General features: G+C 72.1%; 26 protein-coding genes. 11 read left to right on the forward strand and 15 right to left on the reverse strand.

The window, feature by feature from the left end:
* Positions 1-36 precede the first annotated feature (36 nt).
* Positions 37-426, forward strand: a complete 390-nt coding sequence (locus tag ACFVS8_RS13155; RefSeq protein WP_387062826.1) for a hypothetical protein — start codon at positions 37-39, stop codon at positions 424-426.
* A gap of 8 nt (positions 427-434) precedes the next feature.
* Complete coding sequence (locus tag ACFVS8_RS13160; RefSeq protein ID WP_387062830.1) at positions 435-1,061, forward strand: hypothetical protein; 627 nt, start codon at positions 435-437, stop codon at positions 1,059-1,061.
* A 1-nt stretch (position 1,062) separates the two neighbouring features.
* On the opposite strand, the gene ACFVS8_RS13165 is transcribed toward ACFVS8_RS13160, so the two are convergent.
* Positions 1,063-1,692: a TetR/AcrR family transcriptional regulator gene (locus tag ACFVS8_RS13165; RefSeq protein WP_387062832.1), complete on the reverse strand. Its 630-nt coding sequence runs from the start codon at positions 1,690-1,692 to the stop codon at positions 1,063-1,065.
* Between the two features lie 277 nt (positions 1,693-1,969).
* Here ACFVS8_RS13165 and ACFVS8_RS13170 point away from each other — a divergent pair, with 277 nt between their 5' ends.
* On the forward strand, positions 1,970-2,647 hold the full coding sequence (locus ACFVS8_RS13170; RefSeq protein ID WP_387062835.1) for a YdeI family protein: 678 nt from the start codon (positions 1,970-1,972) through the stop codon (positions 2,645-2,647).
* Between the two features lie 250 nt (positions 2,648-2,897).
* Here ACFVS8_RS13170 and paaK read toward each other — a convergent pair whose 3' ends face one another.
* Both paaK and paaI read right to left on the reverse strand, forming a co-directional pair.
* Positions 2,898-4,151 (reverse strand): phenylacetate--CoA ligase PaaK, encoded by a 1,254-nt coding sequence (gene paaK / locus ACFVS8_RS13175; RefSeq protein ID WP_387063883.1) that lies wholly within the window; start codon positions 4,149-4,151, stop codon positions 2,898-2,900.
* A gap of 145 nt (positions 4,152-4,296) precedes the next feature.
* On the reverse strand, positions 4,297-4,713 hold the full coding sequence (paaI, locus tag ACFVS8_RS13180) for a hydroxyphenylacetyl-CoA thioesterase PaaI (RefSeq protein WP_387062838.1): 417 nt from the start codon (positions 4,711-4,713) through the stop codon (positions 4,297-4,299).
* Between the two features lie 158 nt (positions 4,714-4,871).
* Between paaI and paaA the strand changes: the two genes are divergently transcribed.
* From paaA to ACFVS8_RS13210, 6 genes are read left to right on the forward strand one after another with little or no spacing between them, the layout of a single operon-like run.
* Entirely contained in the window at positions 4,872-5,861 is a 990-nt protein-coding gene (gene paaA / locus ACFVS8_RS13185; RefSeq protein ID WP_387062841.1) for a 1,2-phenylacetyl-CoA epoxidase subunit PaaA, read from the forward strand.
* Positions 5,861-6,166 (forward strand): 1,2-phenylacetyl-CoA epoxidase subunit PaaB, encoded by a 306-nt coding sequence (paaB, locus tag ACFVS8_RS13190; protein WP_157422835.1) that lies wholly within the window; start codon positions 5,861-5,863, stop codon positions 6,164-6,166. Before paaA ends, paaB begins: the two co-directional genes overlap by 1 nt.
* Entirely contained in the window at positions 6,163-7,047 is an 885-nt protein-coding gene (gene paaC / locus ACFVS8_RS13195) for a 1,2-phenylacetyl-CoA epoxidase subunit PaaC (protein ID WP_387062844.1), read from the forward strand. Before paaB ends, paaC begins: the two co-directional genes overlap by 4 nt.
* Positions 7,041-7,541 (forward strand): 1,2-phenylacetyl-CoA epoxidase subunit PaaD, encoded by a 501-nt coding sequence (gene paaD, locus ACFVS8_RS13200; RefSeq protein ID WP_387062847.1) that lies wholly within the window; start codon positions 7,041-7,043, stop codon positions 7,539-7,541. The genes paaC and paaD overlap by 7 nt, the downstream gene beginning before the upstream one ends.
* Positions 7,541-8,770 carry a 1,2-phenylacetyl-CoA epoxidase subunit PaaE gene (paaE, locus tag ACFVS8_RS13205; RefSeq protein WP_387062850.1) on the forward strand — a complete coding sequence of 410 codons (1,230 nt, stop codon included), beginning with the start codon at positions 7,541-7,543 and terminating at the stop codon, positions 8,768-8,770. Before paaD ends, paaE begins: the two co-directional genes overlap by 1 nt.
* A 52-nt stretch (positions 8,771-8,822) precedes the next feature.
* Positions 8,823-9,605 carry an enoyl-CoA hydratase/isomerase family protein gene (locus tag ACFVS8_RS13210; RefSeq protein ID WP_387062853.1) on the forward strand — a complete coding sequence of 261 codons (783 nt, stop codon included), beginning with the start codon at positions 8,823-8,825 and terminating at the stop codon, positions 9,603-9,605.
* Between the two features lie 60 nt (positions 9,606-9,665).
* Here the strand turns inward: ACFVS8_RS13210 and mnhG are convergent, their stop codons facing one another.
* The 6 genes from mnhG to ACFVS8_RS13240 form a co-directional block, all read right to left on the reverse strand.
* Positions 9,666-10,046 (reverse strand): monovalent cation/H(+) antiporter subunit G, encoded by a 381-nt coding sequence (gene mnhG, locus ACFVS8_RS13215; RefSeq protein WP_387062855.1) that lies wholly within the window; start codon positions 10,044-10,046, stop codon positions 9,666-9,668.
* A 108-nt stretch (positions 10,047-10,154) separates the two neighbouring features.
* Positions 10,155-10,427, reverse strand: a complete 273-nt coding sequence (locus tag ACFVS8_RS13220; protein WP_092968598.1) for a monovalent cation/H+ antiporter complex subunit F — start codon at positions 10,425-10,427, stop codon at positions 10,155-10,157.
* On the reverse strand, positions 10,424-11,098 hold the full coding sequence (locus tag ACFVS8_RS13225; protein WP_387062859.1) for a Na+/H+ antiporter subunit E: 675 nt from the start codon (positions 11,096-11,098) through the stop codon (positions 10,424-10,426). Before ACFVS8_RS13225 ends, ACFVS8_RS13220 begins: the two co-directional genes overlap by 4 nt.
* On the reverse strand, positions 11,095-12,678 hold the full coding sequence (locus ACFVS8_RS13230; RefSeq protein WP_387062862.1) for a Na+/H+ antiporter subunit D: 1,584 nt from the start codon (positions 12,676-12,678) through the stop codon (positions 11,095-11,097). The genes ACFVS8_RS13225 and ACFVS8_RS13230 overlap by 4 nt, the downstream gene beginning before the upstream one ends.
* Positions 12,675-13,229 carry a sodium:proton antiporter gene (locus tag ACFVS8_RS13235; RefSeq protein ID WP_387062865.1) on the reverse strand — a complete coding sequence of 185 codons (555 nt, stop codon included), beginning with the start codon at positions 13,227-13,229 and terminating at the stop codon, positions 12,675-12,677. The genes ACFVS8_RS13230 and ACFVS8_RS13235 overlap by 4 nt, the downstream gene beginning before the upstream one ends.
* Positions 13,226-16,195 (reverse strand): Na+/H+ antiporter subunit A, encoded by a 2,970-nt coding sequence (locus ACFVS8_RS13240; protein ID WP_387062868.1) that lies wholly within the window; start codon positions 16,193-16,195, stop codon positions 13,226-13,228. Before ACFVS8_RS13240 ends, ACFVS8_RS13235 begins: the two co-directional genes overlap by 4 nt.
* A 140-nt stretch (positions 16,196-16,335) precedes the next feature.
* Here ACFVS8_RS13240 and ACFVS8_RS13245 point away from each other — a divergent pair, with 140 nt between their 5' ends.
* Entirely contained in the window at positions 16,336-17,184 is an 849-nt protein-coding gene (locus tag ACFVS8_RS13245) for a sulfurtransferase (RefSeq protein ID WP_387062871.1), read from the forward strand.
* 40 nt (positions 17,185-17,224) lie between these two features.
* Here the strand turns inward: ACFVS8_RS13245 and ACFVS8_RS13250 are convergent, their stop codons facing one another.
* Positions 17,225-18,061 carry a class I SAM-dependent methyltransferase gene (locus ACFVS8_RS13250; RefSeq protein ID WP_387062874.1) on the reverse strand — a complete coding sequence of 279 codons (837 nt, stop codon included), beginning with the start codon at positions 18,059-18,061 and terminating at the stop codon, positions 17,225-17,227.
* A gap of 112 nt (positions 18,062-18,173) precedes the next feature.
* Here ACFVS8_RS13250 and ACFVS8_RS13255 point away from each other — a divergent pair, with 112 nt between their 5' ends.
* Positions 18,174-19,124, forward strand: a complete 951-nt coding sequence (locus ACFVS8_RS13255) for an FKBP-type peptidyl-prolyl cis-trans isomerase (RefSeq protein ID WP_387062876.1) — start codon at positions 18,174-18,176, stop codon at positions 19,122-19,124.
* A gap of 194 nt (positions 19,125-19,318) precedes the next feature.
* On the opposite strand, the gene ACFVS8_RS13260 is transcribed toward ACFVS8_RS13255, so the two are convergent.
* From ACFVS8_RS13260 to ACFVS8_RS13280, 5 genes are all read right to left on the reverse strand, one after another.
* Entirely contained in the window at positions 19,319-19,936 is a 618-nt protein-coding gene (locus tag ACFVS8_RS13260) for an ECF transporter S component (protein WP_387062879.1), read from the reverse strand.
* A gap of 3 nt (positions 19,937-19,939) precedes the next feature.
* On the reverse strand, positions 19,940-20,809 hold the full coding sequence (locus tag ACFVS8_RS13265; protein WP_387062882.1) for a siderophore-interacting protein: 870 nt from the start codon (positions 20,807-20,809) through the stop codon (positions 19,940-19,942).
* Between the two features lie 166 nt (positions 20,810-20,975).
* Complete coding sequence (locus tag ACFVS8_RS13270; RefSeq protein WP_387062885.1) at positions 20,976-22,004, reverse strand: energy-coupling factor transporter transmembrane component T family protein; 1,029 nt, start codon at positions 22,002-22,004, stop codon at positions 20,976-20,978.
* The gene (locus ACFVS8_RS13275) at positions 22,001-23,752 is read right to left on the reverse strand and encodes an ABC transporter ATP-binding protein (protein WP_387062887.1); all 1,752 of its coding nucleotides are present in this window, start codon (positions 23,750-23,752) and stop codon (positions 22,001-22,003) included. The genes ACFVS8_RS13270 and ACFVS8_RS13275 overlap by 4 nt, the downstream gene beginning before the upstream one ends.
* A 241-nt stretch (positions 23,753-23,993) precedes the next feature.
* Positions 23,994-25,316, reverse strand: coding sequence for a glycosyltransferase (locus ACFVS8_RS13280; protein WP_387062890.1), 1,323 nt, complete (start codon positions 25,314-25,316; stop codon positions 23,994-23,996).
* Positions 25,317-25,350: the final 34 nt, after the last annotated feature.

The raw sequence follows: 25,350 nt of genomic DNA on the forward strand, positions 1-25,350 counted from the left end.
CTTGACCCCGCGGCATCCGTCGTCCACGCTGAGCGCATGAGCCAATCGCCCACAGGCAGGGTCCGCGGCGCGGCCTTCTGGATCTGCTATGCCGTCACGGTGATCAGCGCGGTCACGAGCATCACGTTCGCCATCATCGCGGTCACCGAGTCGGGCATCACCGGGGCAGAGGGCGCGAACGCGCTCTACGCGGCATCCCGCAGCACCGCACTGCTGGTGCTCGCGCTGGTCGCGCCGCTGTTCCGGTCGGATGCCGCGCTCCTCGCGATCGCCGTGGCGATGACCATCGTGCAGGGCATCGACTCGTTCATCGGCGCGATCCAGGGCGACCTCGCGAAGACCATCGGCCCGGCCGTGCTCTGCATCGTCACGATCGTCGCGGCGACCTTCCTCGCGCGGAGCGACCGCATGCGATCGGTGGACTGACCCGAACCATGCCGCACCAGTACCCGCTCCACGTCGACGTCGACGCCACCTGCCTCTGCTGCGGCAGCGTGCAGCGCTTCCGGTTCGCCTCGCCCTCCGACCACGTCGTGTGCTCGCACTGCCGCACGCACGGCGGCGACGAGAAGGCCGTGCGCCGCGACCGCGAGCACGTGGCGCTGTGGCGCGGCATCCTCGAGACGCACGACCGCGAGGCGCGCGAGGCGGCGTCGGCGGCGGCGGATGCGGCGACGGATGCCGCTGCCGCGATCGCCCGGCTGACCGCCGAGGGCGAGCAGTTGCGCGCCGGCGCGCTCGACGCGAGCAGCGCAGCGGGGGCGGCCGTGCGCGACGAGCTGCAGGGCGACCTGGTGCGACGCGCCGAGCGGGCGACCGAGCTCACGAACCGTCGTCTCGACAAGGCGATGGCCGCGCTCTGGCGGCTGCAGGCGTTCCACCACCCCGACCCGCGCAAGCCCGGCTCGTGCACCTGCGGGCGCTCGCTCGCCGCGTGCGGCGAGAGCCGGGTGCTCGAGGGCAGCCGGCAGGACATGCTCGACTGGGAGCGCCGCAACCTCGACCTGCTGCGCGCCGGCAAGCGGCACGGCCTCCCGCCGGAGCACCCCGAGGTCGGCTGAGTCAGCCCAGCAGGTCCTCGATGCGGTTCGACGTGGGCATGCGCAGCCCGTCGAGGGCGACCGCGACCACGTCGTCGGCGAGGCGGTCGGCGTCTTCGGCTCCGCCGGGGCGGTACCACTCGACGAGCGAGTTGATCATGCCGAACGTGAGGCGCGAGACGACGCTCGCGTCGAGATCGCTGCGCAGCGAGCCCTCGGACTGCGCCTCCGAGACGAGTGCGGTGACACGCTTGTCGAACGCGCGCCGACGTTCCAGCGCGCGCCGCTCGACCTCGGTGTTGCCGCGCACGCGCAGCAGCAGGGTCACCGACGGGAGGCGCTCGACGAGCACGTGCACGGCGCCGCGCAGCACGAGGTCGAGCCGGTCGGCAGCGCGGCCGCCCGCGGAATCCGCCGTCTCGAGCACCCCCTCGAGCGCGCCGAGCGCGGAGTCGAGCGCCCGGTCGAGGATCTCGTCCTTCGAGGCGAAGTGGTGGTAGATCGCCGACTTCGAGAGCCCCAGTCGGTCGGCGAGCACGCCCATCGAGGTCGCGTCGTAGCCGAACTCGTTGAAGGCCGCGACGGCGACATCGAGGATGCCCTGCTGGTCGTAGCCCGGGCGCCCGCGGCGGAGCGAGGTGTTCTCTGACATCGGCTTCAGTCTCCCATCTGAACGGTCGGTCGGGCGTGAACGCGGGCGAGCGGATGCCGCGTGGCGGGTGTCGCGCGGGCACTCGCCGCCCGAGTCGTCGCCAACTCAGGACGGACACGCGACACGCCGTCACGGGCGCGGCGACGCGACGAGGAAGCCGACGCGATCCTGAATTCCCGACGCGAAATGAGCGAGCGGATGCCGCGGGGCGGGTGTCGCCGCGGCTGCGGCCCCGGGTGTCGGCTCGGGTGTCGGCGGCCACTGGCAGACTGGGCGCGTGACGAGGCAGATCGGAACCCCCGGAGGCACGCCCGAGCGGCCCGCCCTCTTCTTCGCCGACGCCGCGGAGTTCCGCGCCTGGCTCGAGGCGAACCACGAGACGGCGACCGAGCTCTGGATGGGCCTCAACAAGAAGCACGTCGTCGATCCGGGGCTCACCTGGGCCGAAGCCGTGCCCGAGGCGCTCTGCTTCGGCTGGATCGACTCGGTCGCGCAGCGCATCGACGACGACACGAGGCGACAGCGATGGTCGCCGCGCAAGTCGACGAGCATCTGGTCCGACGTGAACATCGCGCACGTCGAGCGGCTGACGGCCGAGGGGCGCATGCATCCGGCCGGCCTCGCCGCGTTCGAGAAGCGCAGTCCCGACCGCACGGGCGTCTACTCGCACGAGGCCGGCGAACGGGTGCTGCCGCCCGCGGCGCAGGCGCGGCTCGACGCCGACCCCGCGGCATCCGCGTTCTGGAACGCCTCGACCCAGACCTACCGCCGGGTCGTCACGCACTGGCTGCTCTCGGCCAAGCAGGAGGCCACGCGAGAGCGGCGACTGGTGCAGCTCATCGAAGAGAGCGCTGCGGGGCAGATGGTGCCGTTCCAGCGGTACGGCGAGACGCCCAAGTGGGTCGAGCGCGCGGCCGAGGCCGCGCGGGCCGCCGGCGGACCGGCGAGCGAGTAGCGGGGCACGCGGGCGGAACGTCCATCGGCGCCGGCCGCATGCTCGACCGGCGACCGGCGACCGGCGACCGGCGACCGGCGGCCGACCGGCGACCGGCGGCCGACCGGCGACCGTCGACTGGCCCGGCGACCGGCGACCGGCGGCCGACCGGCGACCGGCGGCCGACCGGCGACCGTCGACTGGCCCGGCGACCGGCGACCGGCCCGGCGGCCGTCGACCGACGAGCGCCTGCCCGCGGCATCCGCTCGGCTCAGCGCAGGTCGTAGACGCGCTTGTACTTGCCCTCGCTGCGCGGCAGGGTGCCGGGCTCCTCGAGCTGCACCTCGACGGTCGAGCCGATGAGCACCTTGATCTTCTTCGCGAGCACGACGGATGCCGCCTCGCACGTCTCGCGCGAGAGGTCGGGGTGCCGTTCGATGCGCACCTTCATGGTGTCCATGCGCCCGGCCTTCGAGAGCTCGAGGATGAAGTGCGGGGTGAGCGTCTCGATGCCGAGCACGATCTCCTCGATCTGCGTCGGGAAGAGGTTCACGCCGCGCAGGATGATCATGTCGTCGTTGCGGCCGGTGATCTTCTCGATGCGACGCATCGCCGGGCGTGCGGTGCCGGGCAGCAGGCGCGTGAGGTCGCGCGTGCGGTAGCGGATGACCGGGAACGCCTCCTTCGTGAGCGAGGTGAACACGAGTTCGCCCATCTCGCCGTCGCCGAGCACGGCGCCGGTGTCGCCGTCGATGATCTCGGGCAGGAAGTGGTCCTCCCAGATGTGGGGTCCGTCTTTCGTCTCGAGGCACTCGTTGCCGACGCCGGGGCCCATGACCTCGCTGAGGCCGTAGATGTCGAGCGCGTCGACGCCGAGGCGCTCCTCGAGCTCACGGCGCATCTCGTTCGTCCACGGCTCGGCGCCGAGCACGGCGACCTTGAGCGAGGTCGAGCGCGGGTCGATGCCGGCCTCGACCATGGCGTCGGCGATCGTGAGCAGGTAGCTCGGCGTGCAGAGGATCGCGTCGGGCTCGAAGTCCATGATGAGCTGCACCTGGCGGGCCGTCTGGCCGCCAGACATCGGGATGACCGTCGCGCCGAGCGCCTCGATGCCCGCGTGCGCGCCGAGGCCGCCCGTGAACAGGCCGTAGCCGTAGGCGTTGTGCACCTTCATGCCCGGGCGGATGCCGCTCGCGCGGAGCGAGCGCGCGATGAGCGATGCCCAGCGCTCGAGGTCGCCCTTCGTGTAGCCGACGACCGTGGGCCGGCCGGTCGTGCCGCTCGAGGCGTGGATGCGCGCGACCTGCTCCATCGGCACGGCGAACATGCCGAACGGGTAGGTCTCGCGCAGGTCGGCCTTGGTCGTGAACGGCAGCTTCGCGACATCCGCCAGCGTTCTGATGTCGTCGGGGTGCACGCCCGCCTCGTCGAACTTGCGGGTGTAGAGCGGCACGTTCTCGTAGGCGTGGCGGACGGTCTGCTGCAGCCGTTCGAGCTGCAGCGCCTCGAGCTCGCTGCGGGTCATTCGCTCCTCGGCGTCGAGGGCATCGGATGCCGCGGGCGCGAGGCCCGAGACGCTGGGGGTCGTGATGCCGGTGGTCGTGCTGCTGGGGGAGAGGGTCGTCATCGACACGTGGTGCTCCTGGTTCGCGGTCAGGTCGGAGGTCAAGTCAGAAGGTTCGGTTGGTGGAGATCGAGCGGCCGCGGTACTCGGCGACGGGCTCGCCGTGCTCGTCGACGACCGTGACGTCGTAGATGCCGGTGCGGCCCGATCGGGTGCGGCGCACGGCCGTGGCCGTGAGGGTCTGGCCGGCGGTGGTGGACTTCAGGAACGCGATGTCGGCGCCGGCGGCGACCGTGACGTTCTCGTCTTCATTGCAGGCGATCGCGAAGGCCGTGTCGGCGAGGGCGAACACGAAGCCGCCGTGCGTGATGGCGAATCCGTTCGTCATGTCCTCGCGCACGCGCATCGAGACGACGGCGTGGCCGGGGTCGTCGCGTTCGACGACGAGGCCGAGGGATGCCGCAGCACGGTCGCGCTGCATCATCTCGCGGTTGATCGGGGCGGCGGTCGCGGCATCCGTCATGTGAAGCTCCTCGTCGAGTTCCGGGCGCCGTTGCTGCGGCGTACCTTCGACTATATACTAACTGAACGATCGGTTAGTATTATGTTCTGAGACGGACGGATGCCACCGGCACCGCGCCCGAGAACACCACAGGTACGTGAACAACACAGGAGTCGACGATGACCTCACCCGCTGACCTCAGCGTGGTCGAACCCGAGCCCTCGGCAGAGCAGGCCCGGTTCGACGACCTCATCGCCGCGGACTCGCGCATCGAGCCCCGCGACTGGATGCCCGAGGCGTACCGCAAGACGCTGATCCGGCAGATCAGCCAGCACGCGCACTCCGAGATCATCGGCATGCAGCCCGAGTCCAACTGGATCACGCGCGCGCCGAGCCTCAAGCGCAAGGCGATCCTCATGGCCAAGGTGCAAGACGAGGCCGGCCACGGGCTCTACCTCTACTCCGCCGCACAGACGCTCGGCATCACACGCGACGAGATGATGCAGCAGCTCATCGAGGGCCGCGCGCGCTACTCGTCGATCTTCAACTACCCGACCCCGACCTGGGCCGACATGGGCGCCATCGGCTGGCTCGTCGACGGCGCGGCCATCTGCAACCAGGTGCCGCTCTGCCGCGCCTCCTACGGCCCGTACGGCCGCGCGATGGTGCGCATCTGCAAGGAGGAGTCGTTCCACCAGCGGCAGGGCTTCGAGATCCTGCTCGAGCTCATGCAGGGCACCGAGGCGCAGCGGCAGATGGCCCAGGAGGCCGTGAACCGCTGGTACTGGCCCGCGCTGCAGATGTTCGGCCCGCCCGACGACCAGTCGCCCAACTCGGCGCAGTCGATGGCGTGGAACATCAAGCGCTTCTCGAACGACGACCTGCGCCAGCGCTTCGTCGGCATGCTCGTGCCGCAGGCGGAGGTCATGGGCGTCACGCTGCCCGACCCCGCGCTCGCGTGGAACGAGGAGACCGGGCAGTACGACATGAGTGAGATCGACTGGACCGAGTTCAACGAGGTGCTCGCCGGCCGCGGCCCCGCCAATGCCGAGCGCCTGCGCCGCCGCCGCGAGGCGCACGACGAGGGAGCATGGGTGCGCGAGGCCGCCGCCGAGTACGCGCGCAAGCAGTCCGAGCGCGAGCTCGCGGCATCCGGGGCGGTGGCGTGATGTCGACACCCGGCGAGATGGGCACCGAGCCCTGGCCCCTGTGGGAGGTCTTCGTTCGCGCCAACCGCGGACTCAGCCACGTGCACGTGGGCTCGCTGCACGCGCCCGACGCCGACATGGCCGTGCGCAACGCGCGCGACCTCTACACGCGCCGCAACGAGGGCGTCTCGATCTGGGTCGTGCCCGCCGATGCGGTCACGACGAGCGACCCCGACGCGAAGGGCGCCTTCTTCGAGAGCCCCGCCGGCAAGAACTACCGTCACGCGGTCTACTACACGAAGAGCGAAGGGGTGAAGCACCTGTGAGCGCGCACGCACCCGACGCCGATCCGCACGGCGGGCATGGCGACGTGCACGGCGACGTCTCGGTCGAGCAGCTCGAGCTGGCCGAGGAGCTCGCCGGCGCGGGCATCACGGGCACCGGCGCGGTCGCGACGACGGATGCCGCGGAGTACGCGACCCGGCTCGGCGACGACGCCCTCGTGCTCGCCCAGCAGCTCGGCATGTGGATCACGCGCGCCCCCGAGCTCGAAGAGGACGTCGCGCTCGGCAACATCGCCCTCGACCTCATCGGCCACGCGCGTTCGCTGCTCCACTACGCGGGCACCGCGACCGGGCGCACCGAAGACGACCTCGCCTACTGGCGCGACGAGCCCGACTGGCGCAACGCCTGGCTCTTCGAGCAGCCGAACGGCGACTTCGCGCACACGATCGCCCGCCAGCTCGTGGCCTCGCTGTACCTGTTCGAGTTGTACCGCGCGCTCGAGTCCTCGACCGATGCGACGATCGCCGCGATCGCCGCGAAATCCGTCAAGGAGGTCGACTACCACCGCGACCACGCCGTGCAGTGGGTGCTCCGGCTCGCCGGCGGCACCGACGAGTCGCGGCGCCGCATGATCGTGGCCGTGGCCGACACCTGGCCGTACGTCGACGAGCTGTTCGTCGACGACGTGCTCACCTCGCGTCTGGTGGAGCGCGGCGTCGCGGTCGCGCCGTCGACGCTCCGGCCCGCGTTCGAGTCGGCGATCGACGCGGTGTTCGCCGAGGCGCAGCTCGAGCGGCCCACCGGGCGCACCGCGTTCATCGCATCCGGCGGCGGACGCGAGGGCCGCCACACCGAGCACCTCGGGCCGCTGCTCGCCGAGATGCAGGTGCTCGCCCGCCAGCACCAGGGGGCGTCGTGGTGACCGCGACCGCCGAACGCACCGCCTGGCAGGTCGCGGCGACCGTGACCGACCCCGAGATCCCCGTGCTCACGATCGAAGACCTGGGCGTGCTGCGCACCGTCGAGGTCGCCGACGACGGTGCGGTGCACGTCGAACTGACCCCCACGTACAGCGGGTGCCCCGCGATGGACGCCATGCGCGACGACGTGCTGCTCGCGCTCACCCACGCCGGCTACGACGACGTGCGCGTCGACCTCGTGCTCGCACCAGCCTGGACCACCGACTGGATGACCGAGGACGGCAAGCAGAAGCTGCGCCGCTACGGCATCCAGGCGCCGACCGGTCGCGCCGCCGCGCGCGACGCCGGGCCGGTGCGGGTGCAGCTCGCCGTGAAGTGCCCCCGATGCGACTCCCTGAACACCAAGGAGCTCGCCCGGTTCGGGTCGACGTCGTGCAAGGCGCTCTACGAGTGCCGCGACTGCCTCGAGCCCTTCGACTACTTCAAGGTGCTCTGATGGCCGCGCGAAACCTCGGGTCGACCGGACACTTCGGCACGGCGACGGCCACGGCGCCGACTCCCTCGGAGGAGTCGGTCGCGACGGCGTTCCTCGCCTCGACGGTCGGCGGCACCGCGTCGAGCGACGAGGGCCTGCCGAAGCGCCGTCGGGCGCGGTTCCACACGCTCTCGGTCGCCGAGGTGCGTCCCCTCACCGCCGACTCGGTCGAGGTCACCTTCGCCGTGCCCGACGAGCTCGCCGACGACTACACGTACCTGCCGGGCCAGTACGTCGCCCTGCGACGCGACTTCGACGGACACGAGCTGCGGCGCAGCTACTCGATCTGCCGCCCGCCGGTGCGAGGCAGCGTCTCGGTCGCGATCAAGCGCGACCTCGGCGGCCTGTTCTCGACGTGGGCGAACACCGAGCTCGCAGCCGGCGACACGCTCGACGTCATGAGCCCGCAGGGCACGTTCACGTCGACGCTCGACGCGCTCGACGGCAAGCACGTCGTCGGCATCGCCGCGGGCTCGGGCATCACCCCGCTCATGGCGCTCGCCCACACGGTGCTGTCGCGGTCCGAGACATCCGAGTTCGAGCTCGTCTACACGAACCGCTCGACGCTCGACGTGATGTTCCTCGAAGAGCTCGCCGACCTGAAGGACCGCTATCCGTCCAGGCTCGCGCTGCACCACGTGCTCTCGCGCGAGCAGCGCACGGCGCCCGTGCTTTCGGGCCGCATCGACGGCGAGAAGCTCGAGACCATGCTCGACGTGATGATCCGCCCCGAGACGGTCGACGAGTGGTTCCTCTGCGGACCGTTCGAGCTCGTGCAGCTCGCCCGCGACACGCTCGAGTCCCGCGGCGTGGCGGCCGAGCACGTGCGGTACGAGCTCTTCACGACCGACGCCGACCGCGTCGAACCCCGCCACGGTCGGCCCGTCGTGGTCGAGCGCGACGAGCCGACGATCGCGATCGAGTTCATGCTCGACGGGCAGTCCACGACGGTCGAGAGCCCCGTGAGCGCGAACGAGTCGATCTTGAACGCGGCCCTCCGCGTTCGGCCCGACGTGCCGTTCGCCTGCGCGGGCGGCGTGTGCGGCACGTGCCGTGCGCGTGTGATCGACGGCAGCGTGGCGATGACCGAGAACTACGCGCTCGAACCCGACGAGCTCGAGCGCGGCTACGTGCTCACCTGCCAGTCGCACCCGAAGTCCGACCGCGTCGTGGTCGACTACGACGTATGAACGACGACCGCACGCCGGTGCCGGTGCGGCGCCGCCGATCGAACGGAGCATCATGATCGAGCTCACCGTGGCCGACGGGGTCGCCGAGATCACGCTGAACGCCCCCGAGAAGCTGAACGCCCTCGACGAGCAGGCGCTCGACGAACTGGCAGCGGCCTACGGCGAGGCCGAGCGCCTCGTCGCATCGGGAGATGTGCGGGCGCTCGTGCTGCGCGGCGAGGGGCGCGCGTTCTGCGCCGGCCGCGACATCTCGGGCGTCGATCCGCGTGAAGACGACGTGCTCGGCTACCTCGGCGGCCGCGTGCAGCCGCTACTCGAGCGCATGGCCGCGATCCCGGTGCCCACGTTCGCCATCGCGCACGGCGCGTGCCTCGGGGTCGGACTCGGCCTGCTCGTCGCGAGCGATATCGTCTACGTCGCCGATACCGCGAAGATCGGCTCGCCGTTCGCGAACCTCGGCGCGACGCTCGACTCGGGCGGCCACGCGCTGTTCGTCGAGCGCCTCGGCGCGCACCGCACCATGGACCTCATCGTCACCGGTCGCCTCATGTCGGGCGCCGAGGCCGTCGCCGCGGGCCTCTTCTCGCAGGTGTTCCCGGCCGACGAGGTGACGGATGCCGCCCGCTCCGCGGCCCGCGCCGCTGCGACGGGCGCCACGCAGGCGTTCGTCGCCTCGAAGGCGCTCGTGGCCTCGCTGCGCGACCGGCTCGGACTCTGGGCCTCGATGGCCGATGAGAACCGCGCGCAGGCCGCGCTCTGCGACACCGACGACTACCGCGAGGGGTTCGCGGCGTTCCAGGAGAAGCGCCGGCCGGTGTTCACCGGGCGCGGCTGAGCCGGCGCGGCTGAAGCGAGCAACGCCCCAGGGGCGGCGCCGGCTGCGTCGCGACGCGCCTCAGCGCACGTCGTCGGCCCGCGGCATCCGCTCGGCCTGCTGGTCGTGCTCGGCGATGTCGCGGTCGAGTTCGTCCTCGATGAGCAGGTCGCGGCGCACATGGTCGCTGCGGTAGGCCGAACGCCCGAGCATGTGCGCGGTCATGGGTTGGGTGAGCAGCTGGAACGTCATGACGAGCACCACCGTCGTGAGCACGCCCCACGTCGGCACCTGCACGACGATCGCGACGAGCACGGCCGCGAGACCGAGCACCTGCGGCTTCGTCGCGGCGTGCAGGCGGGTGAGCACATCGGGGAAGCGCAGGATGCCGATGCCCGCGGCCATCGACAGGAACCCGCTCACCACGATGAGCAGGCCCACGGCGATCTCGGCGGCGCTCATCGCGGGCTCCTGACGTGAGCAGGGCGGCACGCGGGGGCGATCTCGGCGGCGCTCATCGCGGGCTCCTGACGTGAGCAGGGCGGCACGCGGGGGCGATCTCGGCGGCGCTCACGAGGCATCCTGCTTCGCCATATAGCGGGCGATCGAGATCGACCCCACCACCGCGAACATCGCCAGCACGAGCAGCACCACGAGGGTGTCGGTGTGCTTGTTGACGGCCATCTCGGCGCCGAGCGCGCAGATCGCGATCGCGAGCAGCACGTCGGTCGCGAGGGCGCGGTCGAGGATCGACGGTCCCTTGATGATGCGCACCACCGCGGCGATCGCGCCGATGCCGAACATGACGCCCGCGACGATGCTCGCGAGCACGAGGAAGCTCATCTCTCCTCCTTCGAACGGATGTCACGAGCGGGCGCCGTGCGCGCCCGCGCGCGTCGCTCGCGGCGGGCCTCTCGCACCGACTCGGCCTGGGCGTGCGTGCCGATGGCCAGCACGATGCGCTCCTCGGTGCCGAGCACGTCGCGGTGGGTGCGCTCGATGTCGGCCTGCGTGCGCGTGCCGAGCGCATGCAGGTAGAGCAGGCCGCGCTCGCGGTCGATGTCGACCACGACCGTGCCCGGCACGACCGAGATGGCCTCGGCCGTGAGCGTGGTCACGAGGTCGGAACGCGTGAGCAGCTGCACGGCGATGATCGAGTTCATCGGCTTCCACCACGGGTTGATCGAGAACCAGGCGACCTGGAGCGAGGCGACGACCACGTCGAACATCATCCGGAGGCCGAGCAGCAGGCCGCGCCACGGGTTGAACCGGCCGCTCAGCAGCACGGGCGGCAGGTAGAGCGTGCGCGTCACGAGCACGGCGAGCACGATGCCGGAGACGACCGTGAGCACGTCGATGTGATCCCACAGGAAGCACCAGAGTGCGACGAGCGCGACGAGCAGCGGCAACTGCCGCCAGACCGACCACCAGCGGGAGACCGGCGGGCGGGCGCCGGAGCCGGAGTGCGCGGCCGGTGCGTCGGTCACGGGGCGGGCGTCGTCGGCGGACGTCACTGCACACCTCCCGGGAAGACGAGGGAGACGTACACCGACGGGTCGACGAGGTTCTCGGCGGCTCGGTCGGCGAGTCCGAAGATCGGGCCGGCGAAGACCGTGAGCAGCACCGTCACGACGACGAGCACCGTCGTCGCGGCGACCATGAGCCTCGGCGTGGTCTTCGTGGCCGTGACGGTCGCGCCCTCCGGTGCCTCCTGCACCGAGCCGAGCAGCACCGACTCGTAACCGTCGAGCTCTTCACGACGGCGCCAGAACGCCATGTTCCAGAACCGGGTGAGCGCGTAGAGCGTGATGAGCGAGGTGAGCGCGCCCGCGGCGATCACGACCCAGACGAGCCACGCCGTCGCGGGGTCAGCCGCAGCCTGCTCGCCGCCCGCGAGGAACAGGCCGGCCTTGCCGAGGAAGCCCGAGAACGGCGGGATGCCGCCGAGGTTCAGCGCGGGGATGAAGAACAGGATCGCGAGGAACGGCGACGCCTTCAGCAGCCCGGCGAGGCGGTTGATCGAGGTCGCGCCGCCGAAGCGCTCGATGAGCCCGGTCGTGAGGAACAGGGTCGTCTGCACCGTGATGTGGTGCACCACGTAGTAGATCGTCGCGGCCATGCCGAGCTGCGTGCCGAGCGCGATGCCGAAGATCATGTAGCCGATGTGGCTCACGAGGGTGAACGACAGCAGTCGCTTTATGTCGGCCTGGGTCAGGGCGCCCAGGATGCCGATGACCATCGTCAGCGCGCCCACGACCATGAGCAGCAGCGAGAGGTCCTGTTCGGAGAAGATCACGGTCTCGGTGCGGATGATCGCGTAGACGCCGACCTTCGTGAGCAGGCCCGCGAACACCGCCGTGACCGGGGCCGGAGCCGTCGGGTAGGAGTCGGGCAGCCAGAACGACAGCGGGAACACCGCGGCCTTGATGCCGAAGGCGATGAGCAGCAGCAGGTGCAGCACGAGCTGCACGCTGTCGGGCAGCGCCCCGATGCGCACCGACAGCTGCGCGATGTTCGCCGTGCCCGTCGCGCCGTAGATGAGCGCGATCGCGCTCAGGAAGAACAGCGACGAGACGAGGCTGACGATGATGTACGTGACGCCGGCGCGAATACGCTCGCCCGTGCCGCCGAGCGTCAGCAGCACGTAGCTCGCCGAGAGGAGGATCTCGAATCCGACGTAGAGGTTGAACAGGTCGCCGGCGATGAAGGCGTTGAAGACGCCCGCCGACAGGATCAGGTAGCTCGGGTGGAAGATCGAGACGGGCGTCTCGCGATGCCGGTCGGCGACTCCCTGGCCGACCGCGTACACGAGCACCACGAGCAGCACGACGGCCGACACGAGCAGCATGATGGCCGAGAGTCGGTCGACGACGAGCACGATGCCGAACGGCGCGGGCCACCCGCCGACGTGCACCGCGAGGGGTTCGTCGGCGTCGACGACCGCCAGCAGCACCGACGCGATGACGACGACGCTCGCGAGCACCGCGGTGCTGACGAGCATCTGCGCTCGGCGGTGACGGCCGAGGATGAGCGCGGTGGCCGCGCCGAGCAGCGGCAGCAGCACCACGAGGGGCACGAGTGCGGCGGGGCTCATCGGTCGCCCTCCCGGTCGCCGTGGTCGTGGTCTCGGTCGCCTGCGCCGCGATCGGCGCGGTCGCGAGCGGATGCCTCGAACTCGAGCCGTTCGTCGAGGTCGTCGTCGGGCTCCTCGTCGCTGGCCTCGATGATCTCCTGGATCGCGGCGTCGTCGGCTGCGGAGCTCCGAATGAGGTCGGCCGCCTCCTCGGCGTCGTGCAGGTCTTCCTCCTCGTCGTCGATGAGGTCGCCCTTGGCGCCGAGCTGGGCCAACCACCACGAGCGGTAGATGAGGGCCAGCATGAACGCCGTGATGCCGAGGTTGATCACGATCGCGGTGAGCACGAACGCCTGCGGCAGCGGGTCGGAGATCTCGTCGGGGTCGACGCCCTCGCCGAGGATCGGGGCGAGGCCCGGCGCCCCGCTCATGAGGTAGATGAGCACGTTCACCGCGTTGCCCACGAGCAGGAACCCGATGAGCACGCGCGTGAGGCTGCGCTCGAGCATGATCGAGATGCCCGCACCGAACATCACGGCCATCAGGATCACGAGGGTGAGGGATCCGGTCATGCGCGCACCCCCTCCGCCTCGGACGACGACTCGGTGTTGTCGGACGCCTCCTCCTGCTGCCGGTCGACCTCGCCGCCGAGCGACCGCAGGATGTCGAGCACGAGGCCGACGACCACGAGGTACACGCCGATGTCGAACAGCGTCGACGTGCCGATCGAGATCGTGCCGAGCACGGGCACCTCGGCCTCGAACCAGGCCGACTCGAGCGGCAGGCCGCTGAAGAAGAGCGACGCCGTCGCCGTGCCGGCGGCGAGCAGCAGGCCGGTGCCGAGCAGGCGACCTGCGTCGACCGGGGCGGCCTCGCCGAGCTCGTAGCGGCCTCCGGCGAGGTAGCGCGCCACGAGCGCGAGGCCCGCGAGCAGGCCGCCCGCGAAGCCGCCGCCCGGGGCGTTGTGGCCCACGAAGAGCAGGAAGACCGAGACGACGATCGCGGGGTGGAAGAGCAGGCGCACGAGCACCTCGATGAGGATCGAGCGGTTGCGCGGCGAGATCGTGCGGCCGGCGAGCAGCCACGTCTGCCTCGTCGACGCCGCCTCGGCCGCGGCATCCGTCTCGCCGTCGGTGTTCGCGAGGCTCGTGCGCGGGGCGCGGATGCTCGCAGCCTGCTCGGGCAGCGGGCGGATGCGGTCGCGCCGGTCGAGGCCCAGGTCGCCGTCGTCGAGGCGCGGCGCCCCGCCGGTGCGACCCGAGACGAAGATGAGGCTCGCGACGCCCGTCGCCACCGCGACGAGCACCGAGATCTCGCCGAGGGTGTCCCACGCGCGGAGGTCGACGAGCATGACGTTCACGATGTTCTTGCCGTGGGCCTCGAGCGCGAGCGCGGGCAGGCCCCCTGCGATCGTCGGCTCGATGCGGGCCCCCAGCGCGACCAGCCCGATGATGCCCATGACGATGCCCGCGACACCGCCGATGATGCCGCGCGCGAGCTTGTGCACCGGGGGGTTGCGCTGGGCGATCTGCTTCGGCAGCCGGCGCAGCACGAGCACGAACACGACGATCACGATCGTCTCGACGAGCGCCTGCGTGAGTGCGAGGTCGGGGGCACCCGACATGCCGAACAGCAGCACGAGTCCGTAGCCGGTGACGCTCACGAGCAGCACCGCGGTCATGCGCTGGCGCACGAGCACGGCCGCGACGGCCGCGACGCACATGACCGCGGCGATGAACGGCTGCGAGCTGAAGTCCCAGAGGCGGATGTCGGCCGGCCACTCGGAGTTCAGGATGCTCGCCGTGCCCAGCCCGCCGATGAACACCGCGATGATGATCGTGAGGTAGCCGGGAAGGCCGCGCGACTGGATCGCGGTCGTGACCGCGGCCGCCGCGCGGTCGACGGCCGAGACGATGCCGAGGTATCCGCGGCTCGAGTCGACCATGGGCACCACGGCGGCCTGCAGCCGGGCGACCTCGCGCCTGGCCCACACCATCAGGCCGCCGACGGCGAAGACGCCCAGTGAGAGGTAGAGCGCGGGCTCGAGGCCGTGCCAGAGCGCCAGGTGGTACTCGTGGCCGCCCGGCAGTTCGTCGGCGTAGGCGGCGAGCAGCGGCTCGACGAGGCCGATCGCGAACGCGGCGACGAGTCCGCCGACGGCCAGCACGCCCGGTGCGACGGCGATGGCCGCACCCGGCGAGTGCAGCGGCGTCGGCTCGACGTCGGGCTTGGTCGAGAACGCGCCCCAGAGGAACCTGGCGGTGTAGGCGAAGGTGAGTACCGAGCCCGCCACGGCGCCGACGAGCGCGATCCACGCCCACAGGGCGGTCTGGCCTCCGGCGGCGGTCGCGTCGATGAACGCCGTGAACACGCCCTCCTTCGCCACGAAGCCGAGCAGGGGCGGGACCCCGGCCATCGACGCGGCGGCGAGGGCCGCGATCGTCGTGACCACCGGCATCCGCCGCCCGAGGCCCGAGAGCCTGCGCCAGTCGCGCGTGCCCGCCGCGTGGTCGACGATGCCGACCGTGAGGAACAGGGTGGCCTTGAACATCGCGTGCGCGAGCAGCAGCGCGACGCCTGCGAGGGCCGCGTCGCGCGTGCCGAACCCCGTCACGAGCACGAGGAAGCCGAGCTGGCTCACGGTGCCGTAGGCGAGCAGCAGCTTCAGGTCGTACTGCCGCAGGGCGCGCCATCCGCCGACGAGCATCGTGAGGACGCCGAGCCCGATGACGATCGGATGCCACACCGAGAGGTCCGCGTACCCGGGGGCGAGCCGTGCCACGAGGTAGACGCCGGCCTTCACCATCGCGGCCGCGTGCAGGTACGCGGAGACCGGCGTGGGGGCTGCCATCGCGGCCGGCAGCCAGAAGTGGAACGGCACGAGCGCGCTCTTCGAGATCGCGCCCACGAGCACGAGCGCGATGCCCCACTCGCCCGCGGCACCCGTGACGGGGTGCGCGATGAGCTCGGAGAGCGAGGTGGTGCCGCCCTCGACCGCGAGCAGCACGAGCCCGACGAGCATCGCGAGCCCGCCGAACGTGGTCACCGTGAGCGCCTGGAGCGCCGCACCACGACTCTCTTTCCGGCCGGTGTAGTGGCCGATGAGGAGGTACGAGAGCACGCTCGTGGCCTCCCAGAAGGTGAAGAGCACGAACACGTCGTCGGAGGTCACGAGGCCGAGCATCACGCCCGCGAAGGCGAGCAGCAGGCCGGCGAAGCGGCCGAGCGCCGGCTCGTCGTCGGCGAAGTACCAGGTGCAGTAGAGCAGCACGAGCGCGCCGATGCCCGTGACGACGAGCGAGAGGATGAGCGCGAGCGCGTCCATGCGGAAGCTCAGCGCGATGTCGAGCTCGGGGATCCACGAGACGGACTCGACGACCGGGGTTCCGGCGAGCACGCCGGGCAGCCAGGTCAGCAGCACCACGAAGACGGCTGCGGGCACGAGCGCGATGACGGCGAAGACCCGACGACCCAGGCGCTTCGCGAGCCACGGGGTGAGTACCGAGACCGCCGCGAAGATCGCGAGGCTGGTGATCATCCACCCTCCTCACGCTTCAGTTTCAGTCACAGTCCGTCCGGACAGTTTACCGGGGCGAGGGGCGCCGTCGGCCCGGTGATCGCGAAAGACATGAACGGCGGGGGATGCCGCGGGCGACCGTGATGACGCAGGATGGACGGATGCCGATCCTGATCACCGTCGACGAACTCGCCGATCGCCTCGCCGCGGATGCGCCCGACGCGCGCACCGTCGTGCTCGACGTCCGCTGGAGCCTCGCGCAGCCCGACGGCACCGAGGCATACCGTGCAGGGCATATTCCCGGAGCCGTGTACGTCGACCTCGACACCGAGCTCGCCGACCACGACGTCGTCGGCGCAGGGAGGCATCCGCTGCCGGCCGAGGCGGCGCTCACGGCCGCGATGCGACGGTGGGGCCTCCGTGCCGGCGACTCCGTGGTCGTCGTCGACGACCTTGGCAACCAGTCGGCGGCCAGGGCCTGGTGGCTGCTCCGCCACGCCGGGTTCGACGACGTGCGCATGCTCGACGGTGCGCTCGGGGCCTGGCGCGCTGCGGGGCATCCGCTCGAGACGGGCGACGTCGTGCCCGAGCCCGGTGACGCGACCGCGCACTACGGCGGCATGCCCGTGCTCGACATCGACGAGGCCGCCGCCCTGCCTGCGCGCGGGGTGCTGCTCGACGTTCGTGCGGCCGAGCGCTACCGCGGCGAGGTCGAGCCGATCGACCCGCGCGCCGGGCACATCCCGGGAGCGCGCTCGGCGCCGACCGGGTCGACGCTCGACTCGGACGGGCGGTTCCTGCCGGCCGATGCGCTCAGGGCGCGCTTCGCCGAGGTCGGCGTCGTGCAGGGCACCCAGGTCGCGACCTACTGCGGGTCGGGCGTCACGGGCGCCCACGCGGTCGCGGCGCTCGCCGTCGCCGGCGTCGACGCCGCGCTCTTCCCCGGCTCGTGGAGCCAATGGTCGAACGACGCCTCGCGACCCGTGGCGACGGGCGCCGAGCCCGGCTGAGCACCGATCGGCTTCGCTGCGCGACGTCGAGTCGCCGGGCTCAGCCCGGCAGGTGGCCGACGCCGATGATCGTCGACAGGTCGGCCCGCGTGATGCCGCGCTCGGCAAGGAATTTGCGGAACCGCGTCGCGACCCGCTCGCGCGCCTCGTCGTCGAGGTCGGCGACGAGCCTCGACCTCGACATGCCGACCACGAGCCGCCACGACAGCTCGTCGTCGAGGTCGACATGGCGCGGCACGAGTTCGGCGCGCGTCTGCTCGAGTCCGAGCGCCCCCAGCCACTGCGCGAGCGCTCCGGGGCTCTCGGGCACCGTCGGCAGCGCGCGGTCGCGGTACGCCGCCACGGCCTCGGCGCCCGCCTCGCCGCCCTCGGTCTCGACCGCGTCGCAGAGCGCCTTGGTGAAGTCCTCGAAGGCGCCCGGAGCCCAGAGGGTCACGGCGAGACGCCCACCGGGCTTCAACCGCTCGACGAGTCGCCCGGCCCCGGCCTCGGGGTCGGTGAAGAAGAACACCCCGAGCACGCACTGCACGAGGTCGTAGCCCGTCGGTTCCCAGTCGAGCACGTCGGTCGCGTGCAGGCGCAGCTGGGGCAACGGCGCAGACTCGCGCTCGGCGCGCTCACGGGCGAGCTCGATCATCGACTCCGACAGGTCGATCGCGTCGACCGCGCCCGACGGGCCGACGAGCTCGGCCGTCGCCACCGCCGAAGCCCCGTCGCCGCAGCACGCGTCGAGCACCAGCTCGCCGAACTGCGGTGCGGACCGCAGCACCGTCGCCATCGAGATCGGATCCCACACCACGTCGTCGAGCTCGGCGAAGGCGCGCGCGTGCTCGACGAAGTGCCTGACGGTACCCCGAACGTCCCCTTGTTCCCCCATGGCCCCCATTCTGGCCGGTCACGGGGCCGGATGTCTGGAATTCAGGCAATCGAAAGCCCGAACGTGCAGACTGGAACCTCCTGCACTCCGATCGAATCGAGAAGACCCCCTCATGAATCGTGCCCTGCGCCGCGTCGCGCCCGTCGCGCTCGCCACCGCGGCAGCCGCCCTGCTCCTCGCCGGATGCGCCGGCGGCGGAGCCCCCGAAGCCACGGACACCCCGGCCGCCGCCGACTGCATGGACCTCTCGTCGGGCGAGCTCAGCGACGGCGTGAAGGTCGAGGGCGACTTCGGAGCGGTGCCCACGGTCACCTTCGACACCCCGCTCGAAACCGACGAGCTGCAGCGCACGGTCGTCATCGAGGGCGACGGCGACACCACGGCCGCCGGCGACAGCGTCAACGCCGTCGTCAGCGCCTACGCCGGATCCAGCGGCACGCAGCTCTTCTCGCAGCCCGCGACGATCGAGGCCGGCGGCGAGGGCGTCTACGAGGCGTTCCTCGCGGGCATCGACTGCGTGCCCACCGGCACCCGCACGGTCACGGTCGCCCCGGCATCCGCCCTCTACGACGGCGCGGGCAACGAGAACGTCGGCCTCGCCGCCGGCGAGAGCGTCGTGATCGTCGTCGACGTCAAGGAGCCGCTGAAGGCCGAAGAGTGGACCGACGACGTGCCCGAGGTGAAGTTCGGCGCCGAGGGCGAGGCGCCCACGGTCACGCTGCCCGACACCGAGCCGCCGGCCGACTTCCAGCTCAAGGTGCTCGAGGAGGGCGACGGCGACGAGGTGCAGACCGGCGACACCGTGACCCTGAACTACCAGGGCACCAGCTGGAACACGGGCGAGGTCTTCGACCAGAGCTACGGCGGCGACCCCGCGCAGTTCTCGACCGACCAGGTGATCCAGGGCTTCGGCGCGGCGCTCGTCGGCCAGAAGGTCGGCACCAAGCTCATCGTCACGATCCCGCCGGAGTACGCGTACGGCACCGACGCCGATGCCGCCGAGCTCGGCGGACAGACGCTGGTGTTCCTCGTCGAGATCCTCGACACGACGCCCCCGGCGTAACGCACGACACGAACGGCGAACGGGCCGCAGCGATCACTCGCTGCGGCCCGTTCTGCGTCTCGCGCCGGTGATGTCGCGCGAATCGTCGCCATGCGGCGTCGGCGACGACGATCTGCGCGACATCACGAGGGGCGGATGCCTCGGGCCTGCCGGCCTGCCGGCCCGCCGGCCCGCCGGCCCGCCGGCCCGCCGGCTCAGGCCTGCGTGGCGGGCTCCGCCTGCGCCGCGGCATCCGTCGCCCTGATGCGCCGCACCGGGCGCTGGAGGCCGCGCGCCACGCCCGTGCGCTCGAGGCTGCGGGCGATGAGCAGGCCGAGCCAGACGCCCGCGAGGTTCGAGAGCACCGAGAGCGCCGGGTAGGCGATCTGCGCCCAGAGCGGCATGCGGTCGACTCCGAGGAACGGCATCGAGTAGAGCGCGTACGGCAGTGCGAACGCGGCGGCGCCGACGTAGAAGATCCACGGGCGGAACGAGCGGTACAGGCCGAGCGCGATCGGGATCTCGACCATCGCCCCGATCATGAGGCAGGTCAGGATCGCCGACGGCCCCTGCGGGGTCAGCACCGCGTTGATGAGGCCGGCGATGAGCGAGGTGAGCAGCGCGACGCCCGGCTGGCGCAGCAGCGCGAGCGCGATGACGAACGGGATGCTCCAGATGCCGGCGAACGCGGCGTAGAGCAGCGGGATCGCCGGGGCGACCGTCGTCGACAGCACGAACGCCGGAATGAGCACGATGCCGGCGGCCGCGCCGATCGCGGCGCACGTGAGCAGCAGGCGGGTGGGGGTCTTCAGGCGGGTCGTCTTCGCGGGCACGGCTCAGGCTCCGATCAGCTGGGCGGACTCGACCGCGGGGGCGCCCTTCGGCAGGCGCCAGTATCCGCAGAAGCTCACCTCGCTCTTGGCCCAGCCGCGCTCGTTCACGAGCAGTCGACGGATGCCGGTGGCGAGCCCCGACTCGCCGACCGCGTAGCCGTGGGTCACCACGTCGGCGGGCAGCTCGAGCGTGGAGGCCGCGGCGTACGCGCCCGCGCCAGGTCGGTCGTGGTGCTCGCGCACGACCCAGTGGACGACGAGGCCCTCGGGCTTCGGGAACTCCTGCACGTCGTCGGCGTGCGGGATCTCGACGATCGCGACGCCGCGCGCGTCGGCAGGCAGCGAGGCGGCGATGCCGGCGACGGCCGGCAGGCCGGTCTCGTCGGCCACGAGCAGGAACCAGGCCGCCTCCTCGGGCGCGTCGAACCCGTAGCCCTCGTCGAGGAGGCCGATCCGGTCGCCGACCGTGCACGAGGCGGCCCACGCTGCGGCGACGCCCTCGAGCGCACCGGTCTCGGGGTGCTCGTGCAGCACGAAGTCGATGTCGAGCTCCGCGCCGCGCTCGGCCGTGGCCCCGCGGTACGCGCGCACCGTGTAGTTGCGCATGGTCGGGCGCACGGCCTTCGGCGTGCGGAGCAGCTGCGCGTACCCGAGGTAGCCGTCGCGGTCGGGCAGGTGCACGCCGTCGGCGCCCTCGGGCGGCAGGAACAACCGGAACCACTGGTCGAACCCTCGCGGCGCGAACTTGTCGATCTCGCCCCCGCCCACGGTGATGCGGGTGAACGATGGGCTCACGCGGGCGGTGGCCAGCACCTCCAGCTCGATGGGCGTCGTGCGCTCGGTCTTCACCTGGCGGCTGTGCGTCTTGGCCATCGGGGGTCCTTCCGGGACTCGTGGGTCGGGCGGTGCGGTGCGGTGGTCTGGTGGTGTGGTGCGGTGGTCTGGTGCGGTGCGGTGCGGTGCGGTGCGGTGCGGTGGTGCTGTGCTGTGCTGTTTGCCGGCCGGGCCGGGCCGGTTCGTGCGGCGGAGGCGGATCGGGTCAGCCCGCGAGGTCGGTGCGGTCGCCGGTCACGCCGCCGAGCCCCGACTGGAGCGCCCACCAGTAGATGGCGGCCGACACGACCCAGAAGGCGACGACGAACACCGTGTCGCGCACGCGCCAGCGGCTGATCGTGCGTTCGCTGCGCGTCGGGTGGGCGCCGAACGCCCGTGCGTCCATCGCGAGGGCGACGCGCTCGGCGTGCCGGATCGCGCTCGCGAGCAGCGGGATCGCCGTGCCGACCGTGCGGCGCACGGCCGCGACCGGTCCGCGCCCGGCATCCGTTCCGCGAACGCGGTGCGCGGCTCGGATCACCTCGAGCTCGTGGCCGAACCGCGGCACGAACCGCAGCGCCGCCAGTGCGGTGTAGCCGATGCGGTACGGCACGCGAAGGTTCTGCACGAGCGCGCGCACCAGCTCGGGCCCGCTCGTCGTGAGACCCGCGATGAGCGAGAGCATGAGCAGCGCGGCGATGCGCAGCGCGGTCGCGAGGCCCACGAGGTAGCCCGCGAGCGTGAAGCTCCAGTCGCCGATCGAGAAGAGCACGACGGATGCCGCGGCGCCCGCGTCGCCGAGACGCGCCGGGTCGACCCACAGCCCGAAGCTCAGCCCGAGCAGCGCGATCGCGACCGGGGTGCCGAGCAGCAGCACCGCCAGCGCGCGGCCCGAGAGGCGCGCGCCGATGAGCAGCAGCCCGAGCGCGAGCACGATGAACGCCGTCGGGATCGCGAGCCCGCGCGTGAAGATCAGCGCGACCATCACCGGGAGCGGCGCCGCGAACTTCGCGAGCGGGTTCAGGTGGTGCAGGAACCGGATGCCGGAGGTCGGCGCCTGCTCCGCGTAGGGGTCGCGCGGCAGGGCCGTGCTGGTTGCGGCCGCGGCAGCGGTGGTCGATGCGTTGGTTGCGGGGGTGGAAGCGGCGGTCGCGGTCGCCGCGGCGGCGCGGGTCTCGGGCGTCGCGGCGCCGGCGGCGCGGGTCACGGGCGTCGCGGCGGCGGCGGCGCCGGTCTCGGGCGTCACGGCGTTCATGCGGCGGCCCGATCGCGGGTGGGCAGCTGCGACATCCGGGTGACCGCGTGCCATTCGGGGTGCCGCACCAGGCCGCGCGTCGCGCGCGCGAGCGGGGGATGCCGCAGCCCGGCGGCCTCGATCAGCGGGCCCGCGAGCACCTCGGCCGTCGGGCCGACCCCGAGCAGGCGCCCGTCGCGCATGACGGCGACGTGCGTGGCGTGGTCGGCGACGAGCTGGAGGTCGTGGGTGACGACGAGCACGGTCGTGCCCTCGGCGTTCAGGCCGCTCAGGATGTCGAGCAGCTCCGATGCGCGGGCGCGGTCCTGGCCGAACGTCGGCTCGTCGAGCGCGAGCACGGGTGCTCCGGCGACGAGCGCGGTGCCGACCGAGAGCCGGCGCTTCTGCCCGCCCGAGAGCAGGAACGGGTGGCGATCGCGGTGCTCGGTCAGCTCGAAGCGCTCCAGCATGCGGTCGACCTCGACGCGCCGGGCCGCCTCGTCGACGCCCTGCAGGCGCAGCCCGAGCTCGAGCTCCTCGGCCACCGTGTGCGCGACGAACTGGTGCTCGGGGTTCTGGAACACGAAGCCGATCTGGCGTGCCCTGGTGCGCGCGTCGGCCCGCGAGGGATCGAGGCCGAGCACGTCGACGCTGCCCCTCGGCGAGGCGATGACCCCCGCGATGGCCTGCAGCAGCGTGGTCTTGCCCGCGCCGTTCGTGCCGACGATCGCGAGGAAGTCGCCCGATGCCACGTCGAGGTCGACGCCGTCGACGACGACCGGTCCGCGACGACCGCCGCGTCGCACCGAGCAGTCCCTCACTGTGATCGCGGGAGCGGATGCCGCGGGCTCGCCGTCGGCGCCGACGCCACTGCCTGCGTAGCCTCCGCTTCCGACGAGCGGCGAGGGCAGCACGCCGACGGCGTCGAGCGCGGCGGCGAGCTCCGCGGGACTGAGCGGCAGCGGGTCGAGCACGACGCCGGCGTCGCGCAGCCTGAGCGCCGCGAGGGTCGAGACGGGCAGCCAGACGCCGAGGTCGAGCAGTTGCTCGGCGCGGGTCTGGAGCACCTCGCGCGCCGGGCCGTCGATCACGAGGCGACCGGCCGCGTCGAGCACGACGACCCGGTCGACGATGTCGACGGCGGCGTCGAGGTTGTGCTCGACGAGCACGATCGCGTGGTCGCGCTCGCTCGCGAGGTCGCGGAGCACCGAGTAGACCTCGTCGATGCCGGCGGGGTCGAGGTTGGCCGTCGGCTCGTCGAGCACGAGCACGGGTGCCGCGAGGGCCAGGGCGCAGGCGATCGCGAGGCGCTGGCGGCCGCCGCCCGAGAGCACGTCGGGGTTGTGCGAGCGGCGCTCCCAGAGGCCGACGAGCTTCAGTGCGCGCTCGGCGCGCTCGAGCACCTCGGATGCCGGCACGAGCTGGTTCTCGGGCCCGAAGCAGACCTCGTCGATCAGCGTGCCGGTCACGACCTGGGCGTCGGGGTCTTGGAAGACCATCGCGACGTGCTCACTGAGCTCGGCGACGGTGTGCTCGGCGCTATCGAGCCCGGCGATGCGCACCGTGCCGGCGAGCGCTGCCGGCACGGCGTGCGGCACGAGCCCGTCGAGGGCGAGCGCGAGCGTCGACTTGCCGCATCCCGACGGGCCGAGCAGCAGCACCACCTCGCCGGGGCGCACCTCGAACGAGACGCCGTCGGGCGTCGCCCGCGCGGTCTCGTCGTGGCGGATGCTCACGGCGTCGAGGGCGATGAGGGGGGCGGCGGTCACGTGGATCCCGGAGGTCGGCCGGAGCGCGGGTCCGGGCGGGGTGGGTTGGCTCGCCGAGCGATCGGCTTAGGACAGCCTAACCTTTGGCGACGGATGCCGCGACACCGCGTCCGGGCCGCCACGGCCCACCACGGCCGCGCGACGGGCCCGCGACGGCCGGCCGACGTCGAACGGTCGCAGACGGCGGCTTCCGGGTCGGAATGCCCGCCATCTGCGACCGTTCGGGTTGTACGCGGGGGTGCTACGCCACGGCGGCGCGGCGGGACTCGTGGGCGAGCACGGCCGCCTCGAGCTCGCCCTCGATGAGACCGAAGGCGTCGTACCCCGCGATGTCGTCGGCCAGGCCCTTCGCGCGATCGGTGAACGAGCGATCGGCCAGCACCAGGTCGACGGCGTCGCGCACGGCCTCGGCGGTCGGCGTGCCGGTGCGCAGGTTGACGCCGACGCCCGACCACTCGACGCGCATCGACACCTCGGGCTTGTCCTCCGTGTCGCCGGCGGCGACGATCGGCACGCCGTGGCTGAGGGCGAACTGCGCGCCGCCGTATCCGGCGTTCGTGACGAACACGTCGGTCTTCGGCATGAGCAGGTCGTACGGCAGGAACTCGGCGGCGCGGGCGTTGGCGGGCAGTGCACCGAGGTCGGCCACGGGGCATCCGCCGGTCGAGACCACGACGAGCACGTCGCGGTCGGCCAGCGCGTCGAGCGTGGGGCGGATCAGCCGATCGAGGTCCTTGTTGTCGATCGTGCCCTGCGTGACGTGCACGACCGGACGCGAACCGTCGAGCTCGTGCCACCACTCCGGCAGCGGGCCGGCGGCCGGTGCCGGCGGCAGCACCGTGCCGACGAAGCGCACGCTCTCGGTGAGGTCGCGGCGCGGCGGCTCGAATCCTGCCGGGCCGAGCTGCAGGAACCGCTCGTGCAGCCGCGACAGGTCGAGCACGAACGACGGCAGGCTCGGGCGGCCGAGCGAACGCATCACGTCGTTGGCGAGCTTCTGCGTCGCGCGGAACGCGACCTTCTGCACCAGCACGTTGAGCACGCGGTTGCGCACCCGGCCGAGCGCGCCGGGCTTCGGCAGGAGCCCGAGGCCGTACGGCGCGACATCCGTGCTCGACTGGCTGAAGGGCAGCACGCCCACCGCGATCACGGGCGGATGCGCCGACGCGGGGTCGTGCGCCCGGTCGAGCAGCAGCGGCAGCACGCCCGCGAACGCGCTCTCGACCACGATCGCATCGGGCGAGCACGCCGCGACGGCCGCCTCGACCGCGGCGAACTGGTCGGGCACCGTCTTCACGAAGATCGTCTGCACGTCGTACTGGAGCTTCGCGATGCCGCGGTATCGGTCGCGGTCGGGCAGGTGGTCCTGCATCACGCGGTCGTCGTAGTCGGCGACGCCGCCCAGTGCGCGGTGCGTCGCGCCGGCGGCCTCGACCGCGGCGCGGAAGCGCGAGCCGGTGAGCACGGTGACGTCGTGGCCGCGCGACACGAGGTCGTGCGCGATGGCGATCATGGGCGAGACGTGGCCCTGGATGGGGTTGGAGCAGAGCAGGTAGTTCGACATGCGGATCTCTTCGACGGATGCGGCGAACCCGGCG

The sequence above is a fragment of the Agromyces sp. NPDC058110 genome (assembly GCF_042884735.1).
Classification (GTDB): Bacteria; Actinomycetota; Actinomycetes; order Actinomycetales; family Microbacteriaceae; genus Agromyces.